The sequence below is a fragment of the Halorhodospira sp. 9622 genome (genome assembly GCF_022228025.1).
Lineage (GTDB): Bacteria > Pseudomonadota > Gammaproteobacteria > Nitrococcales > Halorhodospiraceae > Halorhodospira > Halorhodospira halophila_A.
Map to the genome: position 1 here is coordinate 19,917 of NZ_JAJNRE010000015.1, position 20,624 is coordinate 40,540.

24 protein-coding genes are annotated in these 20,624 nt (G+C 69.6%); 5 read left to right on the forward strand and 19 right to left on the reverse strand.

Features of this window, described 5'->3' with window-relative positions; translation table 11 throughout:
* Positions 1-10: 10 nt before the first annotated feature.
* The 12 genes from flgK to LRG07_RS09460 form a co-directional block, all read right to left on the reverse strand.
* On the reverse strand, positions 11-2,068 hold the full coding sequence (gene flgK, locus LRG07_RS09405; RefSeq protein WP_238642233.1) for a flagellar hook-associated protein FlgK: 2,058 nt from the start codon (positions 2,066-2,068) through the stop codon (positions 11-13).
* 42 nt (positions 2,069-2,110) lie between these two features.
* A complete protein-coding gene (flgJ, locus tag LRG07_RS09410) occupies positions 2,111-3,100 on the reverse strand; it encodes a flagellar assembly peptidoglycan hydrolase FlgJ (RefSeq protein ID WP_238642234.1) in 990 nt (329 codons plus the stop codon).
* A 10-nt stretch (positions 3,101-3,110) separates the two neighbouring features.
* Complete coding sequence (locus LRG07_RS09415) at positions 3,111-4,217, reverse strand: flagellar basal body P-ring protein FlgI (RefSeq protein WP_238642241.1); 1,107 nt, start codon at positions 4,215-4,217, stop codon at positions 3,111-3,113.
* Between the two features lie 55 nt (positions 4,218-4,272).
* Positions 4,273-4,959, reverse strand: a complete 687-nt coding sequence (locus LRG07_RS09420) for a flagellar basal body L-ring protein FlgH (RefSeq protein ID WP_238642235.1) — start codon at positions 4,957-4,959, stop codon at positions 4,273-4,275.
* Positions 4,960-4,970: 11 nt separating this feature from the next.
* A complete protein-coding gene (gene flgG, locus LRG07_RS09425) occupies positions 4,971-5,756 on the reverse strand; it encodes a flagellar basal-body rod protein FlgG (protein WP_201168553.1) in 786 nt (261 codons plus the stop codon).
* A gap of 53 nt (positions 5,757-5,809) precedes the next feature.
* The gene (flgF, locus tag LRG07_RS09430) at positions 5,810-6,550 is read right to left on the reverse strand and encodes a flagellar basal-body rod protein FlgF (protein ID WP_201242462.1); all 741 of its coding nucleotides are present in this window, start codon (positions 6,548-6,550) and stop codon (positions 5,810-5,812) included.
* A gap of 46 nt (positions 6,551-6,596) precedes the next feature.
* On the reverse strand, positions 6,597-7,856 hold the full coding sequence (gene flgE / locus LRG07_RS09435) for a flagellar hook protein FlgE (RefSeq protein ID WP_238642236.1): 1,260 nt from the start codon (positions 7,854-7,856) through the stop codon (positions 6,597-6,599).
* A gap of 36 nt (positions 7,857-7,892) precedes the next feature.
* Entirely contained in the window at positions 7,893-8,780 is an 888-nt protein-coding gene (locus tag LRG07_RS09440; RefSeq protein ID WP_201242460.1) for a flagellar hook assembly protein FlgD, read from the reverse strand.
* Between the two features lie 17 nt (positions 8,781-8,797).
* The gene (gene flgC / locus LRG07_RS09445) at positions 8,798-9,367 is read right to left on the reverse strand and encodes a flagellar basal body rod protein FlgC (RefSeq protein ID WP_201168563.1); all 570 of its coding nucleotides are present in this window, start codon (positions 9,365-9,367) and stop codon (positions 8,798-8,800) included.
* 6 nt (positions 9,368-9,373) lie between these two features.
* Positions 9,374-9,781: a flagellar basal body rod protein FlgB gene (flgB, locus tag LRG07_RS09450; protein ID WP_201242459.1), complete on the reverse strand. Its 408-nt coding sequence runs from the start codon at positions 9,779-9,781 to the stop codon at positions 9,374-9,376.
* A gap of 140 nt (positions 9,782-9,921) precedes the next feature.
* Positions 9,922-10,749 carry a protein-glutamate O-methyltransferase CheR gene (locus LRG07_RS09455; protein WP_238633555.1) on the reverse strand — a complete coding sequence of 276 codons (828 nt, stop codon included), beginning with the start codon at positions 10,747-10,749 and terminating at the stop codon, positions 9,922-9,924.
* Between the two features lie 18 nt (positions 10,750-10,767).
* Positions 10,768-11,703 (reverse strand): chemotaxis protein CheV, encoded by a 936-nt coding sequence (locus tag LRG07_RS09460; RefSeq protein WP_201168568.1) that lies wholly within the window; start codon positions 11,701-11,703, stop codon positions 10,768-10,770.
* Positions 11,704-11,866: 163 nt separating this feature from the next.
* Here LRG07_RS09460 and flgA point away from each other — a divergent pair, with 163 nt between their 5' ends.
* From flgA to LRG07_RS09480, 4 genes are all read left to right on the forward strand, one after another.
* On the forward strand, positions 11,867-12,628 hold the full coding sequence (flgA, locus tag LRG07_RS09465) for a flagellar basal body P-ring formation chaperone FlgA (RefSeq protein WP_201168570.1): 762 nt from the start codon (positions 11,867-11,869) through the stop codon (positions 12,626-12,628).
* A gap of 164 nt (positions 12,629-12,792) precedes the next feature.
* Positions 12,793-13,101 carry a flagellar biosynthesis anti-sigma factor FlgM gene (flgM, locus tag LRG07_RS09470; RefSeq protein ID WP_201168572.1) on the forward strand — a complete coding sequence of 103 codons (309 nt, stop codon included), beginning with the start codon at positions 12,793-12,795 and terminating at the stop codon, positions 13,099-13,101.
* Positions 13,101-13,628 (forward strand): flagella synthesis protein FlgN, encoded by a 528-nt coding sequence (locus LRG07_RS09475; protein WP_238634965.1) that lies wholly within the window; start codon positions 13,101-13,103, stop codon positions 13,626-13,628. Before flgM ends, LRG07_RS09475 begins: the two co-directional genes overlap by 1 nt.
* Positions 13,629-13,706: 78 nt before the next feature.
* The gene (locus LRG07_RS09480) at positions 13,707-14,099 is read left to right on the forward strand and encodes a hypothetical protein (protein ID WP_201168576.1); all 393 of its coding nucleotides are present in this window, start codon (positions 13,707-13,709) and stop codon (positions 14,097-14,099) included.
* Here the strand turns inward: LRG07_RS09480 and rplS are convergent.
* From rplS to LRG07_RS09515, 7 genes are all read right to left on the reverse strand, one after another.
* The gene (gene rplS / locus LRG07_RS09485; RefSeq protein WP_201168579.1) at positions 14,092-14,445 is read right to left on the reverse strand and encodes a 50S ribosomal protein L19; all 354 of its coding nucleotides are present in this window, start codon (positions 14,443-14,445) and stop codon (positions 14,092-14,094) included. The two genes, LRG07_RS09480 and rplS, sit on opposite strands and share 8 nt — an antisense overlap.
* Positions 14,446-14,462: 17 nt before the next feature.
* On the reverse strand, positions 14,463-15,257 hold the full coding sequence (gene trmD, locus LRG07_RS09490; protein WP_201168582.1) for a tRNA (guanosine(37)-N1)-methyltransferase TrmD: 795 nt from the start codon (positions 15,255-15,257) through the stop codon (positions 14,463-14,465).
* Positions 15,235-15,747 (reverse strand): ribosome maturation factor RimM, encoded by a 513-nt coding sequence (rimM, locus tag LRG07_RS09495; protein WP_201168584.1) that lies wholly within the window; start codon positions 15,745-15,747, stop codon positions 15,235-15,237. The genes trmD and rimM overlap by 23 nt, the downstream gene beginning before the upstream one ends.
* A 15-nt stretch (positions 15,748-15,762) precedes the next feature.
* The gene (gene rpsP / locus LRG07_RS09500) at positions 15,763-16,023 is read right to left on the reverse strand and encodes a 30S ribosomal protein S16 (protein WP_201168587.1); all 261 of its coding nucleotides are present in this window, start codon (positions 16,021-16,023) and stop codon (positions 15,763-15,765) included.
* Positions 16,024-16,157: 134 nt separating this feature from the next.
* Complete coding sequence (locus tag LRG07_RS09505; protein ID WP_201168590.1) at positions 16,158-16,571, reverse strand: DnaJ family domain-containing protein; 414 nt, start codon at positions 16,569-16,571, stop codon at positions 16,158-16,160.
* Positions 16,568-18,517, reverse strand: coding sequence for an ATP-dependent DNA helicase (locus LRG07_RS09510; RefSeq protein ID WP_238634966.1), 1,950 nt, complete (start codon positions 18,515-18,517; stop codon positions 16,568-16,570). The genes LRG07_RS09505 and LRG07_RS09510 overlap by 4 nt, the downstream gene beginning before the upstream one ends.
* Complete coding sequence (locus LRG07_RS09515) at positions 18,504-19,124, reverse strand: tetratricopeptide repeat protein (protein WP_201168593.1); 621 nt, start codon at positions 19,122-19,124, stop codon at positions 18,504-18,506. The genes LRG07_RS09510 and LRG07_RS09515 overlap by 14 nt, the downstream gene beginning before the upstream one ends.
* 176 nt (positions 19,125-19,300) lie before the next feature.
* On the opposite strand from LRG07_RS09515, the gene LRG07_RS09520 reads away from it, so the two are divergent.
* Positions 19,301-20,620 (forward strand): methyl-accepting chemotaxis protein, encoded by a 1,320-nt coding sequence (locus tag LRG07_RS09520; protein ID WP_238633563.1) that lies wholly within the window; start codon positions 19,301-19,303, stop codon positions 20,618-20,620.
* The last annotated feature ends 4 nt before the right edge of the window (positions 20,621-20,624 follow it).

Sequence of the window (20,624 nt, forward strand, 5' to 3'; positions counted from 1 at the left end):
GCTCACCCCCTTAGCGACGCACCGCGTTGAGCATCTCCTGGAAGACCTCGTCGGCACTGGTGATGATCTGGGCGGCGGCCTGGTAGGCCTGCTGATACTCCATCATGTTGGCCGCCTCCTCATCCAGGTTGACGCCGGAGAGCTCCTCCCACTGCTCCTTGGCCTGGTTGAGCAGGGCCTCCTGGGCATCGCGATTGGTCTGCACCCGCTGGCTGAAGCCGCCGAGCTCGCCGACCATGGCGCTGTAGGCCTCCTGGAAGGTGCTGTTGCCGTTGTCCATGACGGTCTCTTCCATCAGCTCGGCCATGCGCAAGGCGTTGGTGTTGTCGCCCACGCCCTCGTAGTTGCCATAGAGCCCGAAGCGATCCCCGTCATCCGGCACGCCGGAGATGCGCACCGAGACATCCAGCGCCGCCAGCGTCTCGGCCTGGGCGCTGCCGGCCGGCTCCACGTCCTCGGCCAGGTTCACCACCTGGCCGCGCTCGATGTCCTCGGGGTCGTAGTCGAAGGTGCCCGCCGTCTCGCCACCGATGGTCACGGTGAACGTGCCGTCATCGGCGTAGGTCATCTCGACTCCCTGCTGCAGGGCACCCCCCTCCTCCAGGGCTGCCATGACGCCTTCGGCCCGCCCGACATCCGGCGGACCGATCTGCGCGCGCCCGGTGTTCTCGGTCTGACCGTCGGCGCGCGGCGCCTCGCCGGTGACCACCGGTGCGGCCGCCGCCACCTGGGTCGGCCGCGCGAGCCGGCCCTCGATCCCCTGAGCCGCGTCTCGGGTGGGCTGGATCAGGAAGCGGTCGCCCTCCTCGACGGCGCCGTCGCCGGGCTCCGGCGGATAGAGGATCAGCCCGTCGAAGCGGTAGCCGCCGTCCGCGTCGGGCTGGATGTCGGCATTCGCGCCCTGGCCGAGGGTACGCACCTCGTTGGCGTCCTGGGTGACCACCTGCAACTGCCCGTCGACGAGGCGCGCCTGGTAGTTCTCGCGGCGCAGCTCACCGATACGCTCCTCGTCGACGATCACCCGCGGCTGACCCTCGCCGGCGTTGCCGCGGTGGGCGGAGACCCCGGCCTCTCGGGCGTAGTCGAAGAAGTCGTCACCGGCCTCGGGGTAACCGCTGTCGAACTGGATGCCGCTGCGGTGCTGCTCGTTCATGGCCCCGGCCAGGGAGGTGGCCACCCGGCCGATCTCATCGCGGGTCTCGTCCAGCACACCGTTGCGGAACTCCAGCAGCCCGCCCAGCGAACCACCCTGAACGGCGTCGGTGATCTGAACGGCGCGATCGCCCCGGCGGACAGCCAGCTCCGGGCGCTCCGGCTCGAAGGCGTTGCGCGTGACTTCCAGGGTGTTGGCGCGGTCGCCGGTGACCAGCGGCTGGCCATTGCCGATGCCCACGTTCAGCGACCGGTCGTCCTGCTCGGTCACCCGGACCGTGACGTGCTCGGAGAGCTCGCGGATCTTCTCGTCGCGCTGGTCGAGCAGGTCGTTGGGCGGGCGCTGCGGGTTGGTCCAGCGGCTGCGGATCTCGCCATTGAGCTCGGCGATGGACTCGGCCAGGCCGTTGACCTTGTCGGTCTCGGCCCGCACCCGCTTGTTGACGTCCTCTTCCAGGGTCAGCAGCCGGTTGTCCAGGGTCTGGAAGCGATCGGCCAGGGCCTGCCCCTGGGTGAGCAGCTGCTGCCGGGCAACGGTGTTCGAGGGGTCGTTGGCCACCTCCTCGACGGCGTCGAAGAACTGACGCAGCGCCGGGCTCAGCCCGGCGTCCTGGTCGGCAACCAGGTTGTCGATGCGCCCGGTCATCTCCGCGAGTCGATCCAGGCGCTCATATTCAGCGTGGTTGTTGCGCAGGGCGTCGACGCGGTGGTCCTCGGTCAGGCGCTGGATGGTCTGCACCTGCGTGCCGGTGCCGACGGCCCCGCGGGAGTGGTAGTGCGGGATGCTCGTATCCTGCTCCACCCGTTGGCGGCTGTAGCCGTCGGTGTTTACGTTGGAGATGTTGTGCGACGTGGTCGCCAGCCCGCGCTGGGATGCGCGCAGCCCGGAGATGCCCGTCTGCAACAGATCAACCATAGATTCCGCCTCGCTGGGGCCCGCAGGCCCACCCTGCCCTGTCTAACCTCTCGGCACGGAATCGGAAATCTTGAGGGTCTCACCGCCGATCCGCACCCCCTGCCCGTCGTCACCAAGCTCCATGATCCGCTGCAGCTTCTCCGCGTACTGCGGATCGGTGGCGTACCCAGCCCGCTGGAGGGCCTCGACATACCGCTCCGGATCGTCGCCGACCTCCAGAGCCTCACGGTAGCGCGGGTTGCGCTCGAGGAAGTCGGCGTAGTCGGCAAAGCTCTCGGCCACCGAGTCGTAAGCGCGGAAGTCGGCCATCTCGCGCTGCGGGATACCATCCCGGTACTCCAGGGTGGGCACGCGCACGGCATCGCCCTGCCAGTCCGCGGAGTGGGCCTTGATATTGAACAGATTGTTGGCGCTGCGCCCGTCCCCGTCGGCCACCATGTGCTGGCCCCACCCGGTCTCCAGAGCAGCCTGGGCCACCAGGGCCACCGCTGGCACCCCGAGGCGCTCGGCGGTCTCCCTGGCCGCCGGGGTGATGTCCTCGACGAAGTCCTGCGGGCTCGACCAGCCGGCCCCCTTGCCACCGAGGCCGCCACTGCGGCCTTGCGCGCCGTCGCCCGCGTCCGCCGCCGCGAGCTCCCCGGCATCGGGCTGCACCGGCACCGCCGAGTGGCGGTAGTCGGAGATCTCCTGCGGCAGCCCCTGCATCCGATCGGTCTCGAAGCCCGCATTCTCGCGCAGCTGTTCCTCAATCATCGGGGCCAGTCCCATGCCCTCCCCGTCGCGGGACATCTGCACCGCCATCTGCCGGTCGAAGAGGTCGCGGTACGTCTCCTCGGCATTGCCGCCGAAGATCTCGTCGCCCGGGGTGGCCTGGCGCATCTGACCGAGCATCATCTCGACGAAAACCGCCTCGAACTGCCGTGCCACCTCGGCGAGGTCCTCCTCGCTGGGGTTGCGCGACATCGAGCGCAGTTGCTGCAGCCCCTGAGGCTCGAGGGCGTTGCCAAGGGCGCCGCCGCCGGCGTTGTGCATGATCGCCTCCCTAGATGATGGTCAGCTCGGCACGCAGGGCACCGGCACGCTTGAGGGCCTCGAGGATCGCCACCAGGTCGCCGGGGGCGGCGCCCACGGCGTTGATGGCGTCGACGATCTCGTTGAGGTCGGCACCCGCCTCGAAGACGAAGGCCGGGTTCTCTCCCTCCAACTCATCCATATCCTCGTCGGGGACGACCAACGGCTCATCCATGCCGAACGGATCCTCGGCGATCTGCTCGGGCCCACCGGCCCCGATGGCCACGGTCATGTTGCCGTGGCTGACCGCTGCCGGGCGGACGCGGACATTGGAACCCATGACGATGGTCCCAGTACGGGCGTTGACGATGACCTCCGCCGGCGCCTCGCCGGGCTCAACGCGCAGCTCCTCGAGAAACGAGATGAAACTCACCCGCTGATCCGAATCCTGCGGCGCACGCACCCGCACCGAGCCGGCATCCTCGGCACGGGCGGTGTTCGGCCCGAGGTTGTGGTTGATCACCTCGGCGGTACGGCGGGCGGTGGTGAAATCCGGCTCGTGGAGGTTGAGCACCACCTCGTCGCGATCCTGGAAACCGGTCTCGATGCGCCGCTCGACCATCGCGCCGTTGGGGATGGAGCCGCCAAGCTGGTTGTCCACGGGGATCTCGGTGTCCTCGGCGCCGAAGCCGCCGATGACCACACGCCCCTGGGCCACCGCGTAGACCTCGCCGTCGGCGGCACGCAGCGGCGTCATCAGCAGCTCGCCGCCCTGCAGGCTGTCGGCATCGCCCAGCGACGAGACACTGACATCGATCTGCTGCCCGGGACGGGTGAAGGCCGGCAGCTCGGCGGTGATCATCACCGCCGCGGTGTTGTCCGCGTCCGGATCCACGTCGTGGGGGATGTTGACGCCCTGGCTGGCAAGCATGGAGCGCACGCTCTGCTCGGTGAACGGCGTGTCGTCGCCGGTCCCGTCCAGACCCACCACCAAGCCGTAGCCAACCAGCTGGTTGCTGCGCACCCCGGCCACCGAGGCGATGTCCTTGATCCGCTCGGCCGCTGAGACACTCGCCGCGAGCATCACCAGGAGCACCCCCGCGGCGACCTGGATCCAGCGTGTGTCGATCCTGCGCATTCTCATCACCTTGCGTCCTCCCGAGCGCGCCGTCCATCGCGGCGGCACCCGCCGTTCAGTAGCGCCTCATCAGAAAACGCGTCAGCCACCCCGGTTGGGCGGAGTCGCTGAGCGCCTCTTCGCCGGTGTAACCGACCTGCATGTTCGCCACCCGGTTGGACGAGACCTCGTTGTTGGCCCCCACGTCGTCGGTGCGCACGATCCCGGAGATGCGCAGCGTCTCCTGGCCCTGACTGACCCGTACGTTCTTCTCGCCGCGGATGACCAGGTGTCCGTTGGGGGTGGTGTCCACCACCACGGCATTGATCGTGCCGGTTAGGTTCGTCTCCTGGTCCGCGCTCCCGCCGCCCTCGAAGCTGGCCTCGCCCTCCTGCTCGAAGGCGAAGGGGCGGCCGAAGATCTCCAGGTCCTCGCCGCCGATCTGCGGCGCCGGGATATCCGCCTCCTGCTGGCGCGCCATCTCGGAGTTGATCGAGCGATCGCCGGCCGTCTCCTCCTCGATGACCACGGTGATCAGATCCCCGGTGCGCCGCGCGCTGCGGTCCTCGAACAGCCGCATGCTGCGCTGTTCATCAAAGACCGAGCCGGTCCGCTCGTCCGGGTCATCGGGGATGTCGACCCGCGGCGCGGTGATCGGCGACGGGTCCGGCGCCTCCTCGGGCATCGGGGTGCACGCCGCTGCCGCCACCCCGGCCACCACGGCCGCGGCACCGCCGCGTAGCCACCGATGCCAGCGCATCATCTCAGCCGTCCTCAGACGTTCTGGTTGAGGAACTGGAGCATCTCGTCGGTGGTCGAGATCGCCCGGGTGTTGGTCTCGAAGCCGCGCTGGTTCTCGATCATGTTCACCAGCTCCTCGGCGATGTTCACGTTGGAGGTCTCCAGGGCCCCCTGCATGACGTTGCCCAGGGCCCCCTCCCCCGGAGCACCCACCTCGGGGGCGCCGCTCGAGGCGGTCTCAAGGAACATGTTCTCGCCCACCGGCTCGAGGCCGGAGGGGTTGATGAAGTCGGCGAGCTCGATCTGGCCGATCTCCTCGGGCTCCTCGTCGCCGGGGATCTTGGCGCTGACCGTACCGTCGCTGCCGATGCTGATGGTCTCGGCCTCCTCGGGGACCTGGATGGCCGGCTCGAGCAGGTAACCGCCGGAGGTGACGATCTCACCGTTCTCGTTGAGCTGGAAGGCGCCGTCCCGAGTATAACCCACCTGCCCGTCGGGACGGAGGATCTGGAAGAAGCCCTTGCCCTCGATGGCGACATCAAGACTCCGCTCGGTCTGCTGCACATTGCCCTGGGAGTGGATCTTCTCCGTACCCATGACCCGCGAGCCGGTGCCGAGCATCAGCCCCGAGGGCAGCAGGTTGTCCTGGCTGGCTCGGGAGCCGGGCTGGCGGACGGTCTGATAGAACAGGTCCTCGAAGTTGGCCCGGTCCTTCTTGAAACCGTTGGTGTTCACGTTGGCCAGGTTGTTCGACGTCACCTGCATACTCTTCTGCTGGGCGTCGAGTCCGGTCTTGGCTACCCAGAGGGCGGGATCCATGGCGTCACCTCATTGTTGTTCGTTTGTCACGGCAGTGGACAGCTCGCGCCACCTCAGCCCGGGTGGTTGAGCAGCTGGGCGCTGGTCTGCTCGTTCTCCTCGGCGGCGGTCAGCATCTTGATGTGCGTCTCGAACTGCCGCGCGTGATCGATCATGTTCACCAACGATTCCGCCATGTTCACGTTGCTGCCCTCGAGCGCGCCGCCGCGGACCTTCACTTGCGCGTCGTCAGCGGCCGGTTCGCCCTCGGCGTGGCGGATCAGCCCGTCCTCGCCCTTGACCAGCTGCGTCGAGTCCGGATTGACCAGCCGCAGCCGGTCGAGCTCGATGGGCGCCCCGGCTCCGTCCTGCGGGGTGGCCGTGATCACCCCGTCGTCGGCGATGTCCACCTTGGTATCCGGCGGGATCGAGATGGGCCCGGCCTCGCCCATGACCAGGTGGCCATCGCCGGTGGTCAGCAGCCCCTCGGGCGTCGTCTGGAAATCGCCGCGCCGGGTGTACGCCTCGTCGCCGTCCGGGGCCTGGACTACGAACCAGCCCTCGTCCTGGATGGCCACATCCAGGTCGCGCCCGGTGGTCTCGATCGGCCCCGGGTTGAAATCGGTCCCGGCACGCAGCTCCTCGGCGTAGGCCCGGGTGGCGAAGCCGGGCCCGTAGACCGGCGCTTGGTAGAAGCTGTCCAGGTCGGCGCGGAAGCCCGGGGTGCTGGCGTTGGCCAGGTTCTGGTTGTTGTGGTGCTGCGCCTCCAGGGAGTGCTTCGCCCCGGTCATGGCCACATACAGTTGACGATCCATACGCCTCTACCCGTTCTGCCCCGCTGCGGCGGGAGGGGACACCCCGTTAGCGGATGTTGAGGATCTCCTGAGTCACCTGATCTTGGGTGCTGACCATCTGCGCATTGGCGGAGAAGTTGCGCTGCGCGGTGATCATGTTCACCAGCTGATCCGAGACCTCCACGTTGGACTGCTCCAGGGCGCCGTTCTCGATGCGGCCGAACTGGCCCTGACCGGCCACGCCGATCAGCGGATCCCCGGCATCGCGGGTCGCCTGCCAGGAGGTCTCGCCCACGGACTGCAGGTTCTCCTCCGACGGGAAGCTGGTCAGCGCCACCTGACCGACGGCCTGGGCCTCGCCGTTGCTGTAGCGGGCCAGGATGGTGCCATCGCCCTCGACGTTGATGTTCTCGAACTCGCCGGCGGTGTAGCCGTCCTGGGAGACGTTGGTGACGTTGAACGGCCGGGCGAACTGGGTCATCTCGCCGAAGTCGATGTCGATGTCCAGGTCGTCCACCTCGGCGAGCAGCGGGATATCCTCGAGGCTGGCGATCCGGCCTTCACCATCGTCCTCGGAATCGACCAGCGAACCGGAGGTGTCGAAGGTGAGAGTGTGCGGGCCGAAGAAATCCTCACCCTCGGCACCCACCGCGTCGTAGTCCACCCCGTCGATCTGGGTGTAGACATCCCACTCGTTGTTGCCGACCTTGCGGAAGTAGAAGGTCGCATCCCGGGCCGAGCCCTGGGAGTCATAAAGCGTGGTCGTCGTCGACTCGGTGAAGGTCTCGCTGTCGTCCGGATCGAAGGCCACGCCGTCGTCGATCACCTCGGCATCGGCGCTGAGGTTGGCGGCGATCTCGACGTTCTCGCTGGCACGCGCCGGGATCCCGTCGGTGGGCAGCTGGAGTTGGTCGCGACCGTCGCCGATGCGGCTGCCGTCCTCATCGGTCTGGAAGCCGGTCAGGCGCTTGCCGGTGTTGTTGACGATGTAGCCGTCGCGATCCACCTCGAACTGGCCCGCCCGGGTGTAGCTCACCTCGCCATCGTCCTCCATGCGGAAGAAGCCACGCCCCTCAATGCCCAGATCCAGGCTGCGCTCGGTGAAGTCGAAAGAGCCCTGGCTGAACATCTGGCCGACGTTGGCCAGCCGCGAACCCTGGCCGATGGCCAGCTGCGGGATGCCCATCGGCCCCATGGCGAAGAGATCGTTGAACTCCGCCCGCGACTCCTTGAAGCCCGTAGTGCCGGCATTGGCGAGGTTGTTGCTGGTGGTCTCCAGATCCTTGGAGGCGGAGTTGATCCCGGTTAGCGAGATGTTGAATGACATGGCTGATCTCCTCGATCCCCGCTGCTCTTGTTCGTCTTATCGGATGCGCTTGACGTCGGATAGCGACATCTCACCGAGCCCGGCCACGCTGAGCTCAGGCGGCCGGCCGTCCATCCCCACCGAGACACTGGTCACCGGCGCACCCACCAGGGTGGGCACCGGCTCGCGCTCATCACCGTCCTCGATGTAGGCGTTAACCTGGTACGTGCCCTGGGGCATGCGCTGGCCGTCATTGTCGGTACCGTCCCACGCGAAGGGGTGTTCGCCCTCTTCCATCTCACCAAGCTGCTCGCGATGGACCCGCTCCCCGGCCTCGTTCTCGATCTCGACGGTCAGGTTGGGCGCCGAGCGCTCGAGCTGGAGCAGCGCCTCCATCTCCCCATCCTCGGGCAGATAGGCCTCGCGGCTCTCGGTGACCACCTCACGGCCGACCAGCTGCGAGGCGCGCAGCGACTGGTCCGAGCGCATGTGCTCGAAGAACTCACTGAAGTCCGACTGCAGCTGCTCGATCCCCGAGGCCGTGGTGAACTGGGCGATCTGCCCCATCATCTGCTCGGTGTCCTGCGGGTCGGTCGGATCCTGGTTCTCGAGCTGAACCATCATGAGCTCCAGGAAGTCCTCGTGCCCGATGCTCTGCGGATCGCCGTCGTCCTTCTCCTCAGGGATGCTGCGCAGGTCCTCAGGCAGCGCCTCATAGCCGGACTTGGCGCCGGAACTGGCCGCGCCGGCGCCGGTATCGCCCGCTGCGCCGCCACCGGGCGCGGGCTTGTCCGCTGCCTTCTGGGCCGCCTGCACGCCCTCATCGAGGCCTTCGGCCGGCCCGCCGCCGGGCTTTCCGCCGCCACCGTCACCGGTACTCGGCGGCTTGGGCGCCTTCTGGCCGCCGCCGGCGGCCCCGCCCATCAGTTGGCTCGGATCGAGCATGGTCGCTCCTCCCGGATTTAGCGGCCGAGGCGCAGGGTCTCGAGCATGAGATCCCGCGAGGTGTTCATGACTTCGACGTTGTTCTGGAACGACCGCGAGGCGGAGATCATGTTGGTCATCTCCTCGACGGAGTTCACGTTGGAGCGGTAGACGTAGCCGTCGTCATCCGCCTGCGGATGGTGCGGCTTGTACAGCGGCTCAATCTCGGCGTCGCTCTCCACCACCCCCGGCATGAAGACCGGCACGCTGGGCGACGGGCTGGCCCAGGGGTCGCCGGCCGCCGGCACACCGGCGGGCTCGCCGCCAAAGAACTGACGCTGGAAGCTCACCGGGCTGACCCGATCCACCGGCCCGCCGGATTCGGCCCAGCCGGGGGTTTGCGCCGGCTGCGGCCCGCCACCCTGCGGATAGCCGCCCTGGGCCTGGTGGAGCGCCGCGGCGAAAACCGGCTGCCGGGCGCGGTACGCCTCCTCGGGGCTGGAGGCGACCGTCTCGGCATTGGCCAGGTTGCTGGCCACGGTGTTGAGGCGCAGCTGCTGGGCGTTCATCCCGGTGCCGGCGACGTCGATGGCGTGCATCAAGGACATGTTCGCTTACTCCCCTCGGATGGCGCCGGTGAGCTTCTGGATCCGGCCGTTGAGGAAGTCCACGGCGGCCTGGTAGTTCACGGCGTTCTCGGCGAACTTGGCCTGCTCGACGTGCATCTCGACGGTGTTGCCGTCGAGCGAGGCGGCGTGGGGCTCCCGGTATAAAGATTTCGGATCGCCTGCCGCCATGGTGGATGAAGGCGGCGGTTGCACGTGCTGCGCATGCGTCGCCTGCAACGGCTGCGGCTGCGGTTCGCTGGCCTGGCGCATGGCCTCGCGGAAATCCATATCACGCGCCTTGTAGCCGGGCGTGTCCGCGTTGGCGATGTTCGAGGCGAGCAGCTCGTGCCGCTCGCCGCGCAGGCGCATGGCCTGCTCGGGTACCGAGAAGGCCTGATCGAAGCCGATCCGCATGGCGGGCTCCCGTAGTGTTCGTTCACGGGACTTTATGCAGATCGCGTGCCAGGCACGCGGGGTTGGCGGATCAACGACTAAGCCGGAAGAAGGCGGCAACGGGCGGCAAGCGCTTGCCGCCCGGCGGCAGGGTCTGTCCGTCAGCCGCGGCGCCGGTAGACCACACCGCCATCGAGGCGGACCAGCTCGAACTCGTCGGAATGCCGGGCGAGGGACTCCGACGCCCCGACGATCAGGTACCCGCCCGGGCGGGTCACCTCGGCGATGCGCTGGACGATATCCCGCCGCGAGTCCCAGCCGAAGTAGATGAGCACGTTGCGGCAGTAAACGATGTCGAATCGACCCAGACCGGCGTAGCTCTCCAGCAGGTTGTGGACGCGGAAGCTGGTCCGCCGGCGCACGGCGGGCTTGACCTCCCAGGTGTTCTCGCCGACGGCATCGAAGAACCGCTGCTGGCGTTCCGGCGCCAGCCCGCGGCGCGCCACGTTGGCGGTATAACGCCCCCGCCGCGCCTCCTCGACCATCGCGGTGGAGATGTCGGTCCCGAGGATCTCGGCCTCCATACGCCCGCCGCTGTCGTTGTACTCGTCGACGGTCATGCTGATCGAGTACGCCTCCTGCCCGGAGGAGCAGGCCGCGGACCAGATGCGCACCGGCCAGACGCGGCGGCGCTCCATCTCGGGGAGCAGGTGCCGACGCAGGACGTCGAAGGGGAAGCGGTCGCGGAACCACTGGGTCTCGTTGGTGGTCATCGCCTCGATAACCCGCCCCTTGAGATCGGCGGTGGGGCGCTGCTCGAGCCGCTGGACAAGGGTGGCCAGATCCGGGATGCGCTCGGCCTCGAGCAGCGGCCCGAGCCGGCTGGCCACCAGGTACTGCTTGCTCGGCCCAAGGACGATCCCGCAGGCGCGCTCCAGGAACCGTGCGAACGCCTGGTACTCCTCTTCACCCACGGAAAGCGCGGCCAAACCGTCCTCCTTGCATGCTCATCCCCCTCGCTCGGCCAGCCGGGCGCCGACCCGCTCGGCCAACTCCCGGGAGTGGAACTTGGCCAGGAACTCGTCGGCCCCCACGCGACGCACCATCTCGGTGTTGAAGACACCGCTGAGCGAGGAGTGGAGCAGGACGTGGACCCCGGCAAGCCCCGGATCCTGCCGGATCGATCGGGTCAGGGTGTAGCCGTCGAGCACCGGCATCTCGATGTCCGAGACCACCATCAGCAGATCGTCGAGCCCGGAGGGATCCTGATCCTTCCAGGTGCGCAGCTGCTCCAGCGCCTCGCGGCCGTTGTTCTTGGTGACCACGCGCACACCGATCTCCTCGAGCGTGCGCTTGATCTGCCCCCGGGCGACCGCCGAGTCGTCCACCACCAGGACCTTGTAAGCCTCGGAGCCCTCGGCGTGATCCACGCCACCGCCCTCGGTGACCTCCGGATCGGCGCCGCCGGCACGCTGAACCTCGGCGAGGACCTTCTCGACGTCGACGATCTGGATCATCTGCCCGTCGTAGCGCGCCACGGCGGTCAGGTAGCTGCCGGCGCTGCCCCCGCTCGGCGGCGGCAGCACGTCCTGCCAGTTGATGTTGACGATCCGGTCCACCCCGCCGACCAGGAACCCCTGGACCTGACGGTTGTACTCGGTGACGATGATGTAGTTGCCTTCTTCCTTGGTGATGGCGCCGTTGCCGGTGGCGTAGCTCAGATCGAGCACCGAGAGGGTGTGGCCGCGGACGTAGGCGATGCCGAGGGAGGCCGGATGGGCATGCGGCACGTAACTGAGCTCCGGGGCCGGTATGACCTCGCGGACCTTGAACACGTTGATCCCGTAGCGCTGCCGCCCCTCGAAACGGAACAGCAGCAGCTCCATGCGGTTATGGCCAGCCAGCTGGGTCCGCTGGTCGACGGAGCTCATGATTCCGGCCATCGCTGACGGCTCCCTTATCGGCGTACGTCCCGGGGGCTGGCCCCCGCCCGTTGGCGTCATGTTAATCCGGTAGCCGGATCAGGGAAAGCGGCCGACGCCGCGGCACACCCTTTGCATATTTCTCCGGAGGATCACCAACCGAATGGAGGTTGCGCGCGGACCGATGAGCAGACCCGCCGGCGCCACCCCCGCCCGCAGGGTCGGGCGCAGTGCGCGACCGTCGCCCGCCTGGCGCCTGGCCGTCGTATTGTTGGCGCTGACGGTCCTGGCCCCGGCGGCGGCGCAGGCCAGCACCCAGTCGCCGGAGGCCATCCGTGAGACGGCGGAGGTGTTCCTGCGCGAGGCGCTGGCCGGCGAGTACGACGAGGTGGAGGTCGAGGCCCGCGGGGTGGACGGCCGGTTGAAACTGCGTGCGTGTGACGGCGAGCTGGAGGGGTTCATCCCCCGCGGGCGCAGCCCCCACCAAGCCGGTACCGTGGGGGTGCGCTGCAGCGGAGAGGCACCCTGGACCGTTTACGTGCGCATGGAAACCACCTTGAAGACGGAGATGGTGGTGGCCGCACGCAGCTTGCGCCGCGGACAGCGGCTCGCGGCGGCGGATCTGCGCACCGCTACGCGGGATGCGCGCCGGGTCCGCGGCGAGTTCTACCGCGACGCCGGCGATCTGGTCGGCCAGGAGGTACGCCGGAGCCTGCGCGAGGGGGTGGCCGTGACCGGCAACCACGTGCAGCCCCCGACGCTGGTCGAGCGCAACGACCGGGTCACCATCGCCGCCGGCCGGGGCGATGCCATCCAGATCAGCAGCCGTGGCCGCGCCCTGGAGCACGGCCAGAAAGGCGACCGGATCCGGGTGGAGAACCTGGACTCCGGACGGGAGATCCAGGCACGGGTCGTCGGCGAGGGCCAGGTCCGGGTCGGCGATTAGGCCGCAGGCGGCGGGAGTTGCCGTCAGTGGCAACCTGGGTCACAGTAACCGGAACCAGGACTCAAGTTCCTGCCCGGGCCGCCGATAGATACGGATAGCACGGGTCCATGCAGGCCAGGGAGCGGCGCTGCAGCCCGCATAGGAAAGGTTTTGAGGAGAGCCCGATGTCCAATCCGATCGAAGGAGGGGGTCCGCGCCCCGTCGGACCCGCGACCGCCCAGCCGGGCAAGGGCCCGAAGAGCGGCGGCGCCGACGAGGCGTCGAACGCCCCGCCCCGGGGCGCAGGCGGCGCCGACGAGGCCGAGACCTCGGAACGACTGCAGACGGTCCGCGAACGCATCGACCAAACCCCGGAAGTCGACCGGGATCGGGTCGAAGCCATCAAGGAGCGGATCGCCAACGGCGACTACCCGGTGGACGCCGAGAAAGTCGCCAAGAAGTTCGCTGAGCTTGAGGCGCTGGTCGAGTCGTGATGACGCCGGCGGAGCACGGCCGCTCTGACCGCTTTCCGCGCCAGACGCTGGACGCGGAGCTGGCGCAGCGCCTGGCCGTGCGCGTCGAGCGCTGCCAGGCGCGCGCCGGGGAACTCGCCGCCACCCTCGAGGCCGAGGCCCGGCAACTGATCGACCGGGACCTGAACGGCTTCGACGAGCTCCTGCGCCGCAAGGGCGCCCAGGTCGAGGCCCTGGAAGAGGCCGAGCAGCAGCTGCGGCGGGTTCTCACCGAAGCCGGCTATCCGCCGGGGACCGCTGGCGTGCGGGCGGTGTTGCGTACTGCACCGGAGTCGCTGCGCTCCGCCTGGGGCGAGCTGGAGCAGTTGCTGCGCACCATCCAGGCCCGCAACGAGGCCAACGGCCGCCTCATCCACCGCAACCTCGACCATACCCGGCGCCTGCTCGACCTGGCCACCGGCGCCCACGAGCGGGCCGATGAACTCACCTACGGCACCCACGGCGGCTACACCGCCAGCGACCGCTCCCGGCGCATCACGCGCGCCTGACAATACCCGCTCCGGCAACCTCCGAACCGGGCCGCGGCCCGCGTGCTATCTTCAGGGGATGGAACGACGGAGGCAGCCATGACCGAGATCGACCCTGCCACGGCCAGCCACGAAGCGATCCGCTCCCACCACGCCGAGCACGCTGCCGAGCAGCGTCGCCAGGAGGCCCTGCGCCCGGAACGGGACGGGGAGACAACGGGGACGGAACGGATCCGGGAGGAGCGCACCGAGGCGGCCGGCAACCGGGATGCGGAGTCGGTGCGCGCCAGCGACCCGGTGGCGGTCAACGCCTCGGGGCCGGATTCGGCCACCGGCGAGGTGCCACGAGATCGGGAGGAAGCCCGCGCCCTGGCCGAGGAGACCCGGGAACGGATCCTGGACAATCCGGAGCGGGCGGCGGAGTCCGTGCGCGATACCGCCCACGAGCCCGCCGCCAGCCGGATGAGCCGGGCAATCGAAGCCCTTAGTTGATCTTCTCCTTGATGCGCGCCGCCTTGCCGCTGAGCTCGCGCAGGTGGTAGAGCTTGGCCTGGCGCACGTCGCCGCGGCGCTTGACCTTGATGCTCTCGATCTGCGGGCTGTAGGTCTGGAAGACCCGCTCGACGCCCTCGCCGTGCGAGGTCTTGCGCAGGGTGAACGAGGAGTTCAGGCCGCGCTTGCGCTTGGCGATGACGACACCCTCGAAGGGCTGGACGCGCTCGCGACCGCCCTCACGCACCCACACCTGCACCAGCACGGTGTCGCCCGGGGCGAACTCCGGCACCGTGTGCTTGCACGCCTCGATCTGCTCGCGCTCCAGTTCGTCGATGACGTTCATGACGATTCCCCTCGGTTCTACGTTTCTTCGTGATCGTTGCCGGCCCGCGCCCCTGCGCGGTGCTCGACGATGAATTCATCCAGCAAGCGGCGCTGCCGCTCGTCCAGCTCCCGCCCGGCGAGCAGATCCGGGCGACGCAGCCACGTCCGCCCCAGGGCCTGCTTGAGCCGCCAGGTATCCACCGCCCCGTGATCCCCGGAGCGCAGCACCTCCGGCACCCCCTGCCCTTCGTAGACCTCCGGGCGGGTGTAGTGCGGATGGTCGAGCAGCCCGGTGGCGAAGGAGTCCTCGGCCGCCGAGTCCTCGTGCCCGAGCGCCCCCGGGACCAGCCGCGTAGTGGCGTCGATGGCGACCATGGCGGCGAGCTCGCCGCCGCTGAGTACGTAGTCGCCGATGGACAGCTCCTCGTCCACCTCGGCCTCGAGCAGCCGCTCGTCGATGCCCTCGTAGCGGCCACAGAGGTAGATCACCCGCTCGCGGGCCGCCAGGCGCGCCACCCCGTCCTGATCCAGCCGCGCCCCCTGGGGGCTGAGGTGAATCACCCGGGCCGGGCGCGGATCCGCTGCCCGAGCCGCTTGGATGACCCGGCGCAGCGGCTCCACCTTCATCACCATGCCGGGACCACCGCCGTAGGGCCGGTCGTCCACGGTGGCGTGCCGATCGGTTGCGTAGTCCCGCGGGTTCCACGCAGCCAGCTCGATCAGGCCCCGCTCGGCCGCCCGGCCGACCACCCCGAACCGGGCCACCTGCTCGACCATCTCCGGGAAGACGGTGACGACGTCGATGCGCCTAGAATTCGGGGTCCCAGTCAACCTCGATGACGCCTTCCTGCTGATCGACCCGCTGAACGACGTGGTCGAGGGTAAACGGGATCAGCCGCTCTCGCTCGCCGCGCACGACCATGACGTCGTTGGCGCCGGTCTCGAACAGGTGGCTGACAGCCCCCAGCTCGACGCCGTCGACGGTGCGCACCGCCAGCCCCTGCAGATCGACCCAGTAGTATTCGCCGGGATCCGGCTCCGGCAGCAGCTCCCGCGCTACCGCGATGTCGCTGCCAACCCACTGCCGCGCTTCGTCGCGATCATCGATGCCGGCGACCCGGGCGATCAGGCCTTTGCCCTGCTCCTGCCCCGCCTCGAGCCGAACAGCCCGCCAGCCGTCGGCGGTGGCCAGCTCCCAGTCGGCGTAAGCGAACAGGTTGGTTTTCGGCTGGGTGTAGGAGTAGACCTTGACCCACCCCGCCACACCGAACAGCCCGACGATCCGGCCGACGACGACCCGCCTGGGCTCACGATCCGGCATGGACCGCGGACCGGCTTACTGAGCCGGTTGCTCGGCGCGCTCGGCCTGCCGGATCAGCTGAGCCGCACGCTCCGTCGGCTGCGCACCCTTGGCGATCCACGCCTTCGAGCGCTCGACGTCCAGCTTCAGCGGCGCCTCCTGCCCCGAGGCCACGGGGTTGAAGTAGCCCAGGCGCTCGATGAAGGCGCCGTCCCGCGGCTTTTTCGCCTCGGTAACTACGATGTGGTAGAAGGGCCGCTTCTTCGCGCCCGCCCTTGCCAGTCGAATGGTAACCATATGCGCCCTTGCGATTCCCGTTACGTTGAGTCATCGGCCCCGCGGCGGGGCTTCTGATACGTACTTGAGTAAACCGGGCATTGTACTCGCTTTGTCACTGAAGGGAAGGGTCTGCACGGAGAAAAGCGCCTCGCTCAGTCGGCGCCGTCCTCCGGATCGGCGTTGCTGAAACGCCTCAGCAACCGATCCCGGTAGCCCTGCTCGGCGACGTACAGGGCATCGGCGTCGTGGCCGCTGCGCTCGAGCCGGGCGCGCAGCAGCGACAGCCGCCGCTCGGCCTGGCTGCGCTGCTCCGCCGCCTCGGCGGAGGCATCGGCGTAGAGGGCGTCGATGAGGTCCTCGAGGCTGCGGATCTCCTGGCGCTCGGCCAACTCCGGTGGGATGCAGTTGGCGTTCTTGAGCACCCGGTAGGCGGTGCGCAGATGCTCGGGGATCATGGAGTCGTCATCGAGCTCCAGCGGCTGCCCGGCGCCGGGCAGGTCCTGGAGCTCGCCCTGCTCCACGGCCTCTTCCAGTCGGCGTTCGGCAATCCGGTCGATGAGGCTCATAACACGCCCTCCCAGAAGGCCTTCACATCCTCGACACGGCGGGTCAGCGGCATCGCCGGCAGGCTGTTGCGGAACAGTCGGCCGTAGGGTTTGCCGAGCAGGCGCGGGTCCGCAATCATCAGCACGCCGCGGTCGGCGTCGTCGCGGATCAGGCGCCCGGCCCCCTGTTTCAGGGCGATGACCGCCTCGGGTAAGAGGATATCGCGAAACGCCACCCCGCCGGCATCCTCTACCGCGCGCTGCCGGGCGGCGGTCACCGGATCTCCCGGGGCGGCGAACGGCAGGCGGTCGATGATCACCGCCGAGAGCGCCGCCCCGCGGATGTCCACCCCCTGCCAGAAGCTCGCCGTACCCAGCAGGACGGCGTCGCCGGCTTGGGCGAAGGCCTCCAGCAGCCGCCCCTGCGGGGCATCGCCCTGGACCAGCAGCGGTCGCCTCAGGGCCGTCTCCAGCTGCTCGCGGGCCAGGCGCAGCGCCCGATGACTGGTGAACAGCAGGAAAACCCCGCCCGGCGTGCAGTCGATCACCTCGCGGGCCCGCGCCACCACCGCCTGATCGTACCCCGCCTGGTTGGGCAACGGGAGCCCGCTGGGGCAGTAGAGCAGGGACTGGCCGGCGTAGTCGAACGGACTGGGCAGCTGCTCGGTGCGCACCGTATCGGCCAGCCCGAGGCGGCCCCGGAACGCAGCGAAGGAGCTACCCACCGCCAGCGTGGCCGAGAGCAGAACCCAGGCATCGGCCTCCCGCTCCATGTGCCGGCGAAAACTGCCGCCCACATCCAGGGGTGTCCGGTGCAGGGCGAAACCCCGCCCGCGGGTCTCGTACCACTGGACCTCGCCCTCCGCGGGGGCGAGGAAGCAGCCGAGGGCCTCCTCCAGCTCACCGGCGCGCCGGTGGCACGCCTCCAGCTCGGGGCCACGCTCGGCCACCAGAGCGAGGGCTTGCTGCAGGCCAGCCGCTGCCCCGCGCAGGGCTTCGGCCGCCTCGGCGCCCCCCGATTCGGCCACCGTGTACCAGGCATCCCGCTGCTCCCCCCCTTCCAGGGCCAGGCGCAGCCCGGCGACCGCCGCCTCCAGGGTATCGATGGCCGCGCGCAAATCCGGCATGTCGCCCGCTTCGCGCCGGTCGGCGATACGCACATCGCGAACCAGATCGCGGATCGCCCGCGCCGAGACCGAGTGACCGAAGAAACGCGCGGCCGTGTCCGGGAGCAGGTGGGCCTCGTCGAGGATCACCGCTTCCGCCTCGGGCAGCACGGCCCCGTAGCCGGCATCCTTCACCGCCCAGTCGGCCAGCAGCAGGTGGTGGTTGACCACCAGCACGTCGGCCTCGTGGGCACGCCGGCGAGCCTCGTAGAAGAAGCACGTGTCGTAGGCCGGGCAACCCTGACCGAGACAGCGCTCGGGCGTGGCGGTGATGCGCTCGGCCACCCCCTCGACGCCCTGCGGCGCCTCGGCCAGGTCGCCGCTGTCCGTCGCCCGCGCCCACTCCGCCGCCGTCTGGATGGCCGCGACCTCGTCGGGGGCGGTGAACGGCCCTTCCTCCACGGCCCGCTGCAGCCGGTAACGGCACAGGTAGTTGGCCCGCCCCTTGAGCAGGGCGGTGCGCATCGGCTGCGGGGATGCGCCCTGCAGCGCCGCCCGCACCCGGGGCAGATCGCGGTGGTAGAGCTGATCCTGCAGGGTCCGGGTGCCGGTGGAGATGATCACCCGGCGGCCGTCGAGGAGCGTGGGCACCAGGTAGGCGTAGGTCTTGCCGATACCGGTGCCCGCCTCGGCCACCAGCACCTCGCCGTCGGCTAGCGTGTCGGCCACCGCGGCGCCAAGCTGCAGCTGCCCCGGGCGCGCGGCGAACCCTTCGATGGCCCGGCTGACCGCCCCGCCGACATCGAGTTCGGCGACCACGGCCCGGGCGAAGGCTCCCCCGGGCGGCCTAGAATCGGCCAAGGCCACCGTCTCCGGTATCACCGAAACTTCGCGCCGAGGAGGCCGCGTCCCGGGCGCCGCCCCGGTCACCGCGCTCCATGCGCGCCGCCGCCACCAGCCACCACGCCTCGCGCATCACGGCGAGGTCGTCGCCGCCGGTGTCTACGGCGCGCAGGGCCAGCTCCTCGGCCCGCTGGTGGTGCCCCTGCTGGTAGCGCACCGCCGCCAGGTTCTGCCACAGCACCGCCCGCTCCGGCGCCTGGTCCAGGGCCTGCTCCAGGTGCTGTACCGCCCGGTCGTAGTCGCGCCTCTCGTAGGCCTCCCGCGCCTGCTGCGCCAGCGCCGCGATCTCATCGGCACCGCCCCGGGTCTCCTGCCGGGCGTCGGACTGTGGCTGTGACCACCAGCCCCCCTGTTCCTGCTCCGGCTCCTGCTGCGGCTGCGGCTGCGACCACCAGCCACCCTGCTCCTGCTGTGCCTCATCCCGGTCGTCCTGCCGGGGCGCTTCGGCCTGCGTGCGCGCGTCGCCACCGCCATCGGCAATGCCGTCATCAGGAGGCACATAGCAGGCCAGCGGCGCCAGGCAGACCAGTGCCGGCAGCGCGGAGAGCTTCCGCCATCGCATCATTCGGGGGCCTCGTTACAGAACCGGGCTTTGCTGCCGCCAAGGGTACCAGAGCCGGGCGGAACCCGGCGCGACGCTTTACGGCCGGACAGCCGCCACGCTATAAGGGGCACGCGCGGGCACCGCGGCCCGTTGGCGGGATCCGCAGCCGCACGGCACCCACAGCCAGGAAAGAACGCATGGCCACGCCCCCGGAACACGCACACCCCGACGCCCGCGCGGTCACCCGCTCGCGCCAGGAGGTCGCCGAGCAGGTGGCCGAGCGCAGTTCGGCGATCGGCATTGAGGCGGTGCAGATCACCGAGGTCCTCAACGCCCTGGCCGCCGCCTTCGAGCGGCAGAATGAGTCGTTCAGCGACCTGCGCACCAACGCCCGCAGCATGGCCCGCAGCAACGAGGTGGTCCACCAGGCCGTCGACCGCGCCCAGCAGGTGGCCACCGAGGCCGGCAGCAACGTGGAGCACTCACGGGCCCGGATCCAGAAGGCGCTGGAGGAGATCCGCGAGCTGGCCGAGTCGGTGACGCGGGTGGAACGCCAGCTCGGTGCCCTCAACGAGGCGCTGCAGGGCGTTTCGAAGGTCTCCAGCGAGATCGCCACCATCGCCAAGCAGACCAACCTGCTCGCGCTCAACGCCACCATCGAGGCCAACCGGGCCGGCGAGGTCGGCCGCGGCTTCGCCGTGGTGGCCGAGCACGTCAAGGCGCTGGCCAAGCAGACCGCCGACGCCACCGATGACATCCACACCATCCTCGACGAGCTGACCCACATCATCGACCGCCTGGTCCAGAAAGGCGGCGAAAGCACGCTGCAGGCCGAGGCGGTGCGCGACGGCACCGAGGCGATCCAGGAGATCATGGAGACCGCCGGCAGCGCCATGGCCGATATCGACACCGACTCGGGCCGCGTCCGCGAGTCGGTGCATACCATCGACCACTACTGCCGGCGCACCGTCGAGGGGCTCGAAGAGCTGGCCGACACCGTGCGCCGGGCCACCGACACGCTGCAGGCCGCCGACCAGCGCGCCGAGAAGATCAGTCGCCACGCCCACGAGCTGATCCGGCGCACCGCCGTCGACGGGGTGGAGACCCGGGACACGCGGCTGATCCGGCGGATCCGCCGGATCGCCGCCGAACTGGGCGAGACGCTGCCGGCCGAGGCCGGCGCCGAGCAGATCGCCGCCCAGGCGCGCTCCGCCCTCGAGCAGCTCGTCGAGGGAGAAACCGGCGTACGCGCCGCCCTGATCTGCGACGCCGAGGGGCACTGCCTGGCGGCCACCGTGCCGCCGGGCGGCGCGACCGGCCTGCGCGATGCTCTGCAGGGACAGCGGCTCGACGACCGCCCCACCCGCTCGGCCCTGCGCAGCCGCGAGCCGTACCTGCTGCAGACCTACCGGCTGCAGTACGGCGGCGCGGGGCCGGTGGTCCAGGAGATCAGCGCACCGGTGCAGGCCGGGGGGCAGGTCCGGGGCTGCCTGCGGGTGATCTACGGCGGCGAGTGAACGA

What these genes read in the sequence shown, in the direction of transcription:
- flgK (WP_238642233.1), bottom strand. Translation starts at nt 2,068, where the DNA reads ATGGTTGATCTGTTGCAGACGGGCATCTCCGGGCTGCGCGCATCCCAG.
- flgJ (WP_238642234.1), bottom strand. Translation starts at nt 3,100, where the DNA reads ATGCACAACGCCGGCGGCGGCGCCCTTGGCAACGCCCTCGAGCCTCAG.
- LRG07_RS09415 (WP_238642241.1), bottom strand. Translation starts at nt 4,217, where the DNA reads ATGCGCAGGATCGACACACGCTGGATCCAGGTCGCCGCGGGGGTGCTC.
- LRG07_RS09420 (WP_238642235.1), bottom strand. Translation starts at nt 4,959, where the DNA reads ATGATGCGCTGGCATCGGTGGCTACGCGGCGGTGCCGCGGCCGTGGTG.
- flgG (WP_201168553.1), bottom strand. Translation starts at nt 5,756, where the DNA reads ATGGATCCCGCCCTCTGGGTAGCCAAGACCGGACTCGACGCCCAGCAG.
- flgF (WP_201242462.1), bottom strand. Translation starts at nt 6,550, where the DNA reads ATGGATCGTCAACTGTATGTGGCCATGACCGGGGCGAAGCACTCCCTG.
- flgE (WP_238642236.1), bottom strand. Translation starts at nt 7,856, where the DNA reads ATGTCATTCAACATCTCGCTAACCGGGATCAACTCCGCCTCCAAGGAT.
- LRG07_RS09440 (WP_201242460.1), bottom strand. Translation starts at nt 8,780, where the DNA reads ATGCTCGATCCGAGCCAACTGATGGGCGGGGCCGCCGGCGGCGGCCAG.
- flgC (WP_201168563.1), bottom strand. Translation starts at nt 9,367, where the DNA reads ATGTCCTTGATGCACGCCATCGACGTCGCCGGCACCGGGATGAACGCC.
- flgB (WP_201242459.1), bottom strand. Translation starts at nt 9,781, where the DNA reads ATGCGGATCGGCTTCGATCAGGCCTTCTCGGTACCCGAGCAGGCCATG.
- LRG07_RS09460 (WP_201168568.1), bottom strand. Translation starts at nt 11,703, where the DNA reads ATGGCCGGAATCATGAGCTCCGTCGACCAGCGGACCCAGCTGGCTGGC.
- flgA (WP_201168570.1), top strand. Translation starts at nt 11,867, where the DNA reads ATGAGCAGACCCGCCGGCGCCACCCCCGCCCGCAGGGTCGGGCGCAGT.
- flgM (WP_201168572.1), top strand. Translation starts at nt 12,793, where the DNA reads ATGTCCAATCCGATCGAAGGAGGGGGTCCGCGCCCCGTCGGACCCGCG.
- LRG07_RS09475 (WP_238634965.1), top strand. Translation starts at nt 13,101, where the DNA reads ATGACGCCGGCGGAGCACGGCCGCTCTGACCGCTTTCCGCGCCAGACG.
- LRG07_RS09480 (WP_201168576.1), top strand. Translation starts at nt 13,707, where the DNA reads ATGACCGAGATCGACCCTGCCACGGCCAGCCACGAAGCGATCCGCTCC.
- rplS (WP_201168579.1), bottom strand. Translation starts at nt 14,445, where the DNA reads ATGAACGTCATCGACGAACTGGAGCGCGAGCAGATCGAGGCGTGCAAG.
- rimM (WP_201168584.1), bottom strand. Translation starts at nt 15,747, where the DNA reads ATGCCGGATCGTGAGCCCAGGCGGGTCGTCGTCGGCCGGATCGTCGGG.
- rpsP (WP_201168587.1), bottom strand. Translation starts at nt 16,023, where the DNA reads ATGGTTACCATTCGACTGGCAAGGGCGGGCGCGAAGAAGCGGCCCTTC.
- LRG07_RS09505 (WP_201168590.1), bottom strand. Translation starts at nt 16,571, where the DNA reads ATGAGCCTCATCGACCGGATTGCCGAACGCCGACTGGAAGAGGCCGTG.
- LRG07_RS09515 (WP_201168593.1), bottom strand. Translation starts at nt 19,124, where the DNA reads ATGATGCGATGGCGGAAGCTCTCCGCGCTGCCGGCACTGGTCTGCCTG.
- LRG07_RS09520 (WP_238633563.1), top strand. Translation starts at nt 19,301, where the DNA reads ATGGCCACGCCCCCGGAACACGCACACCCCGACGCCCGCGCGGTCACC.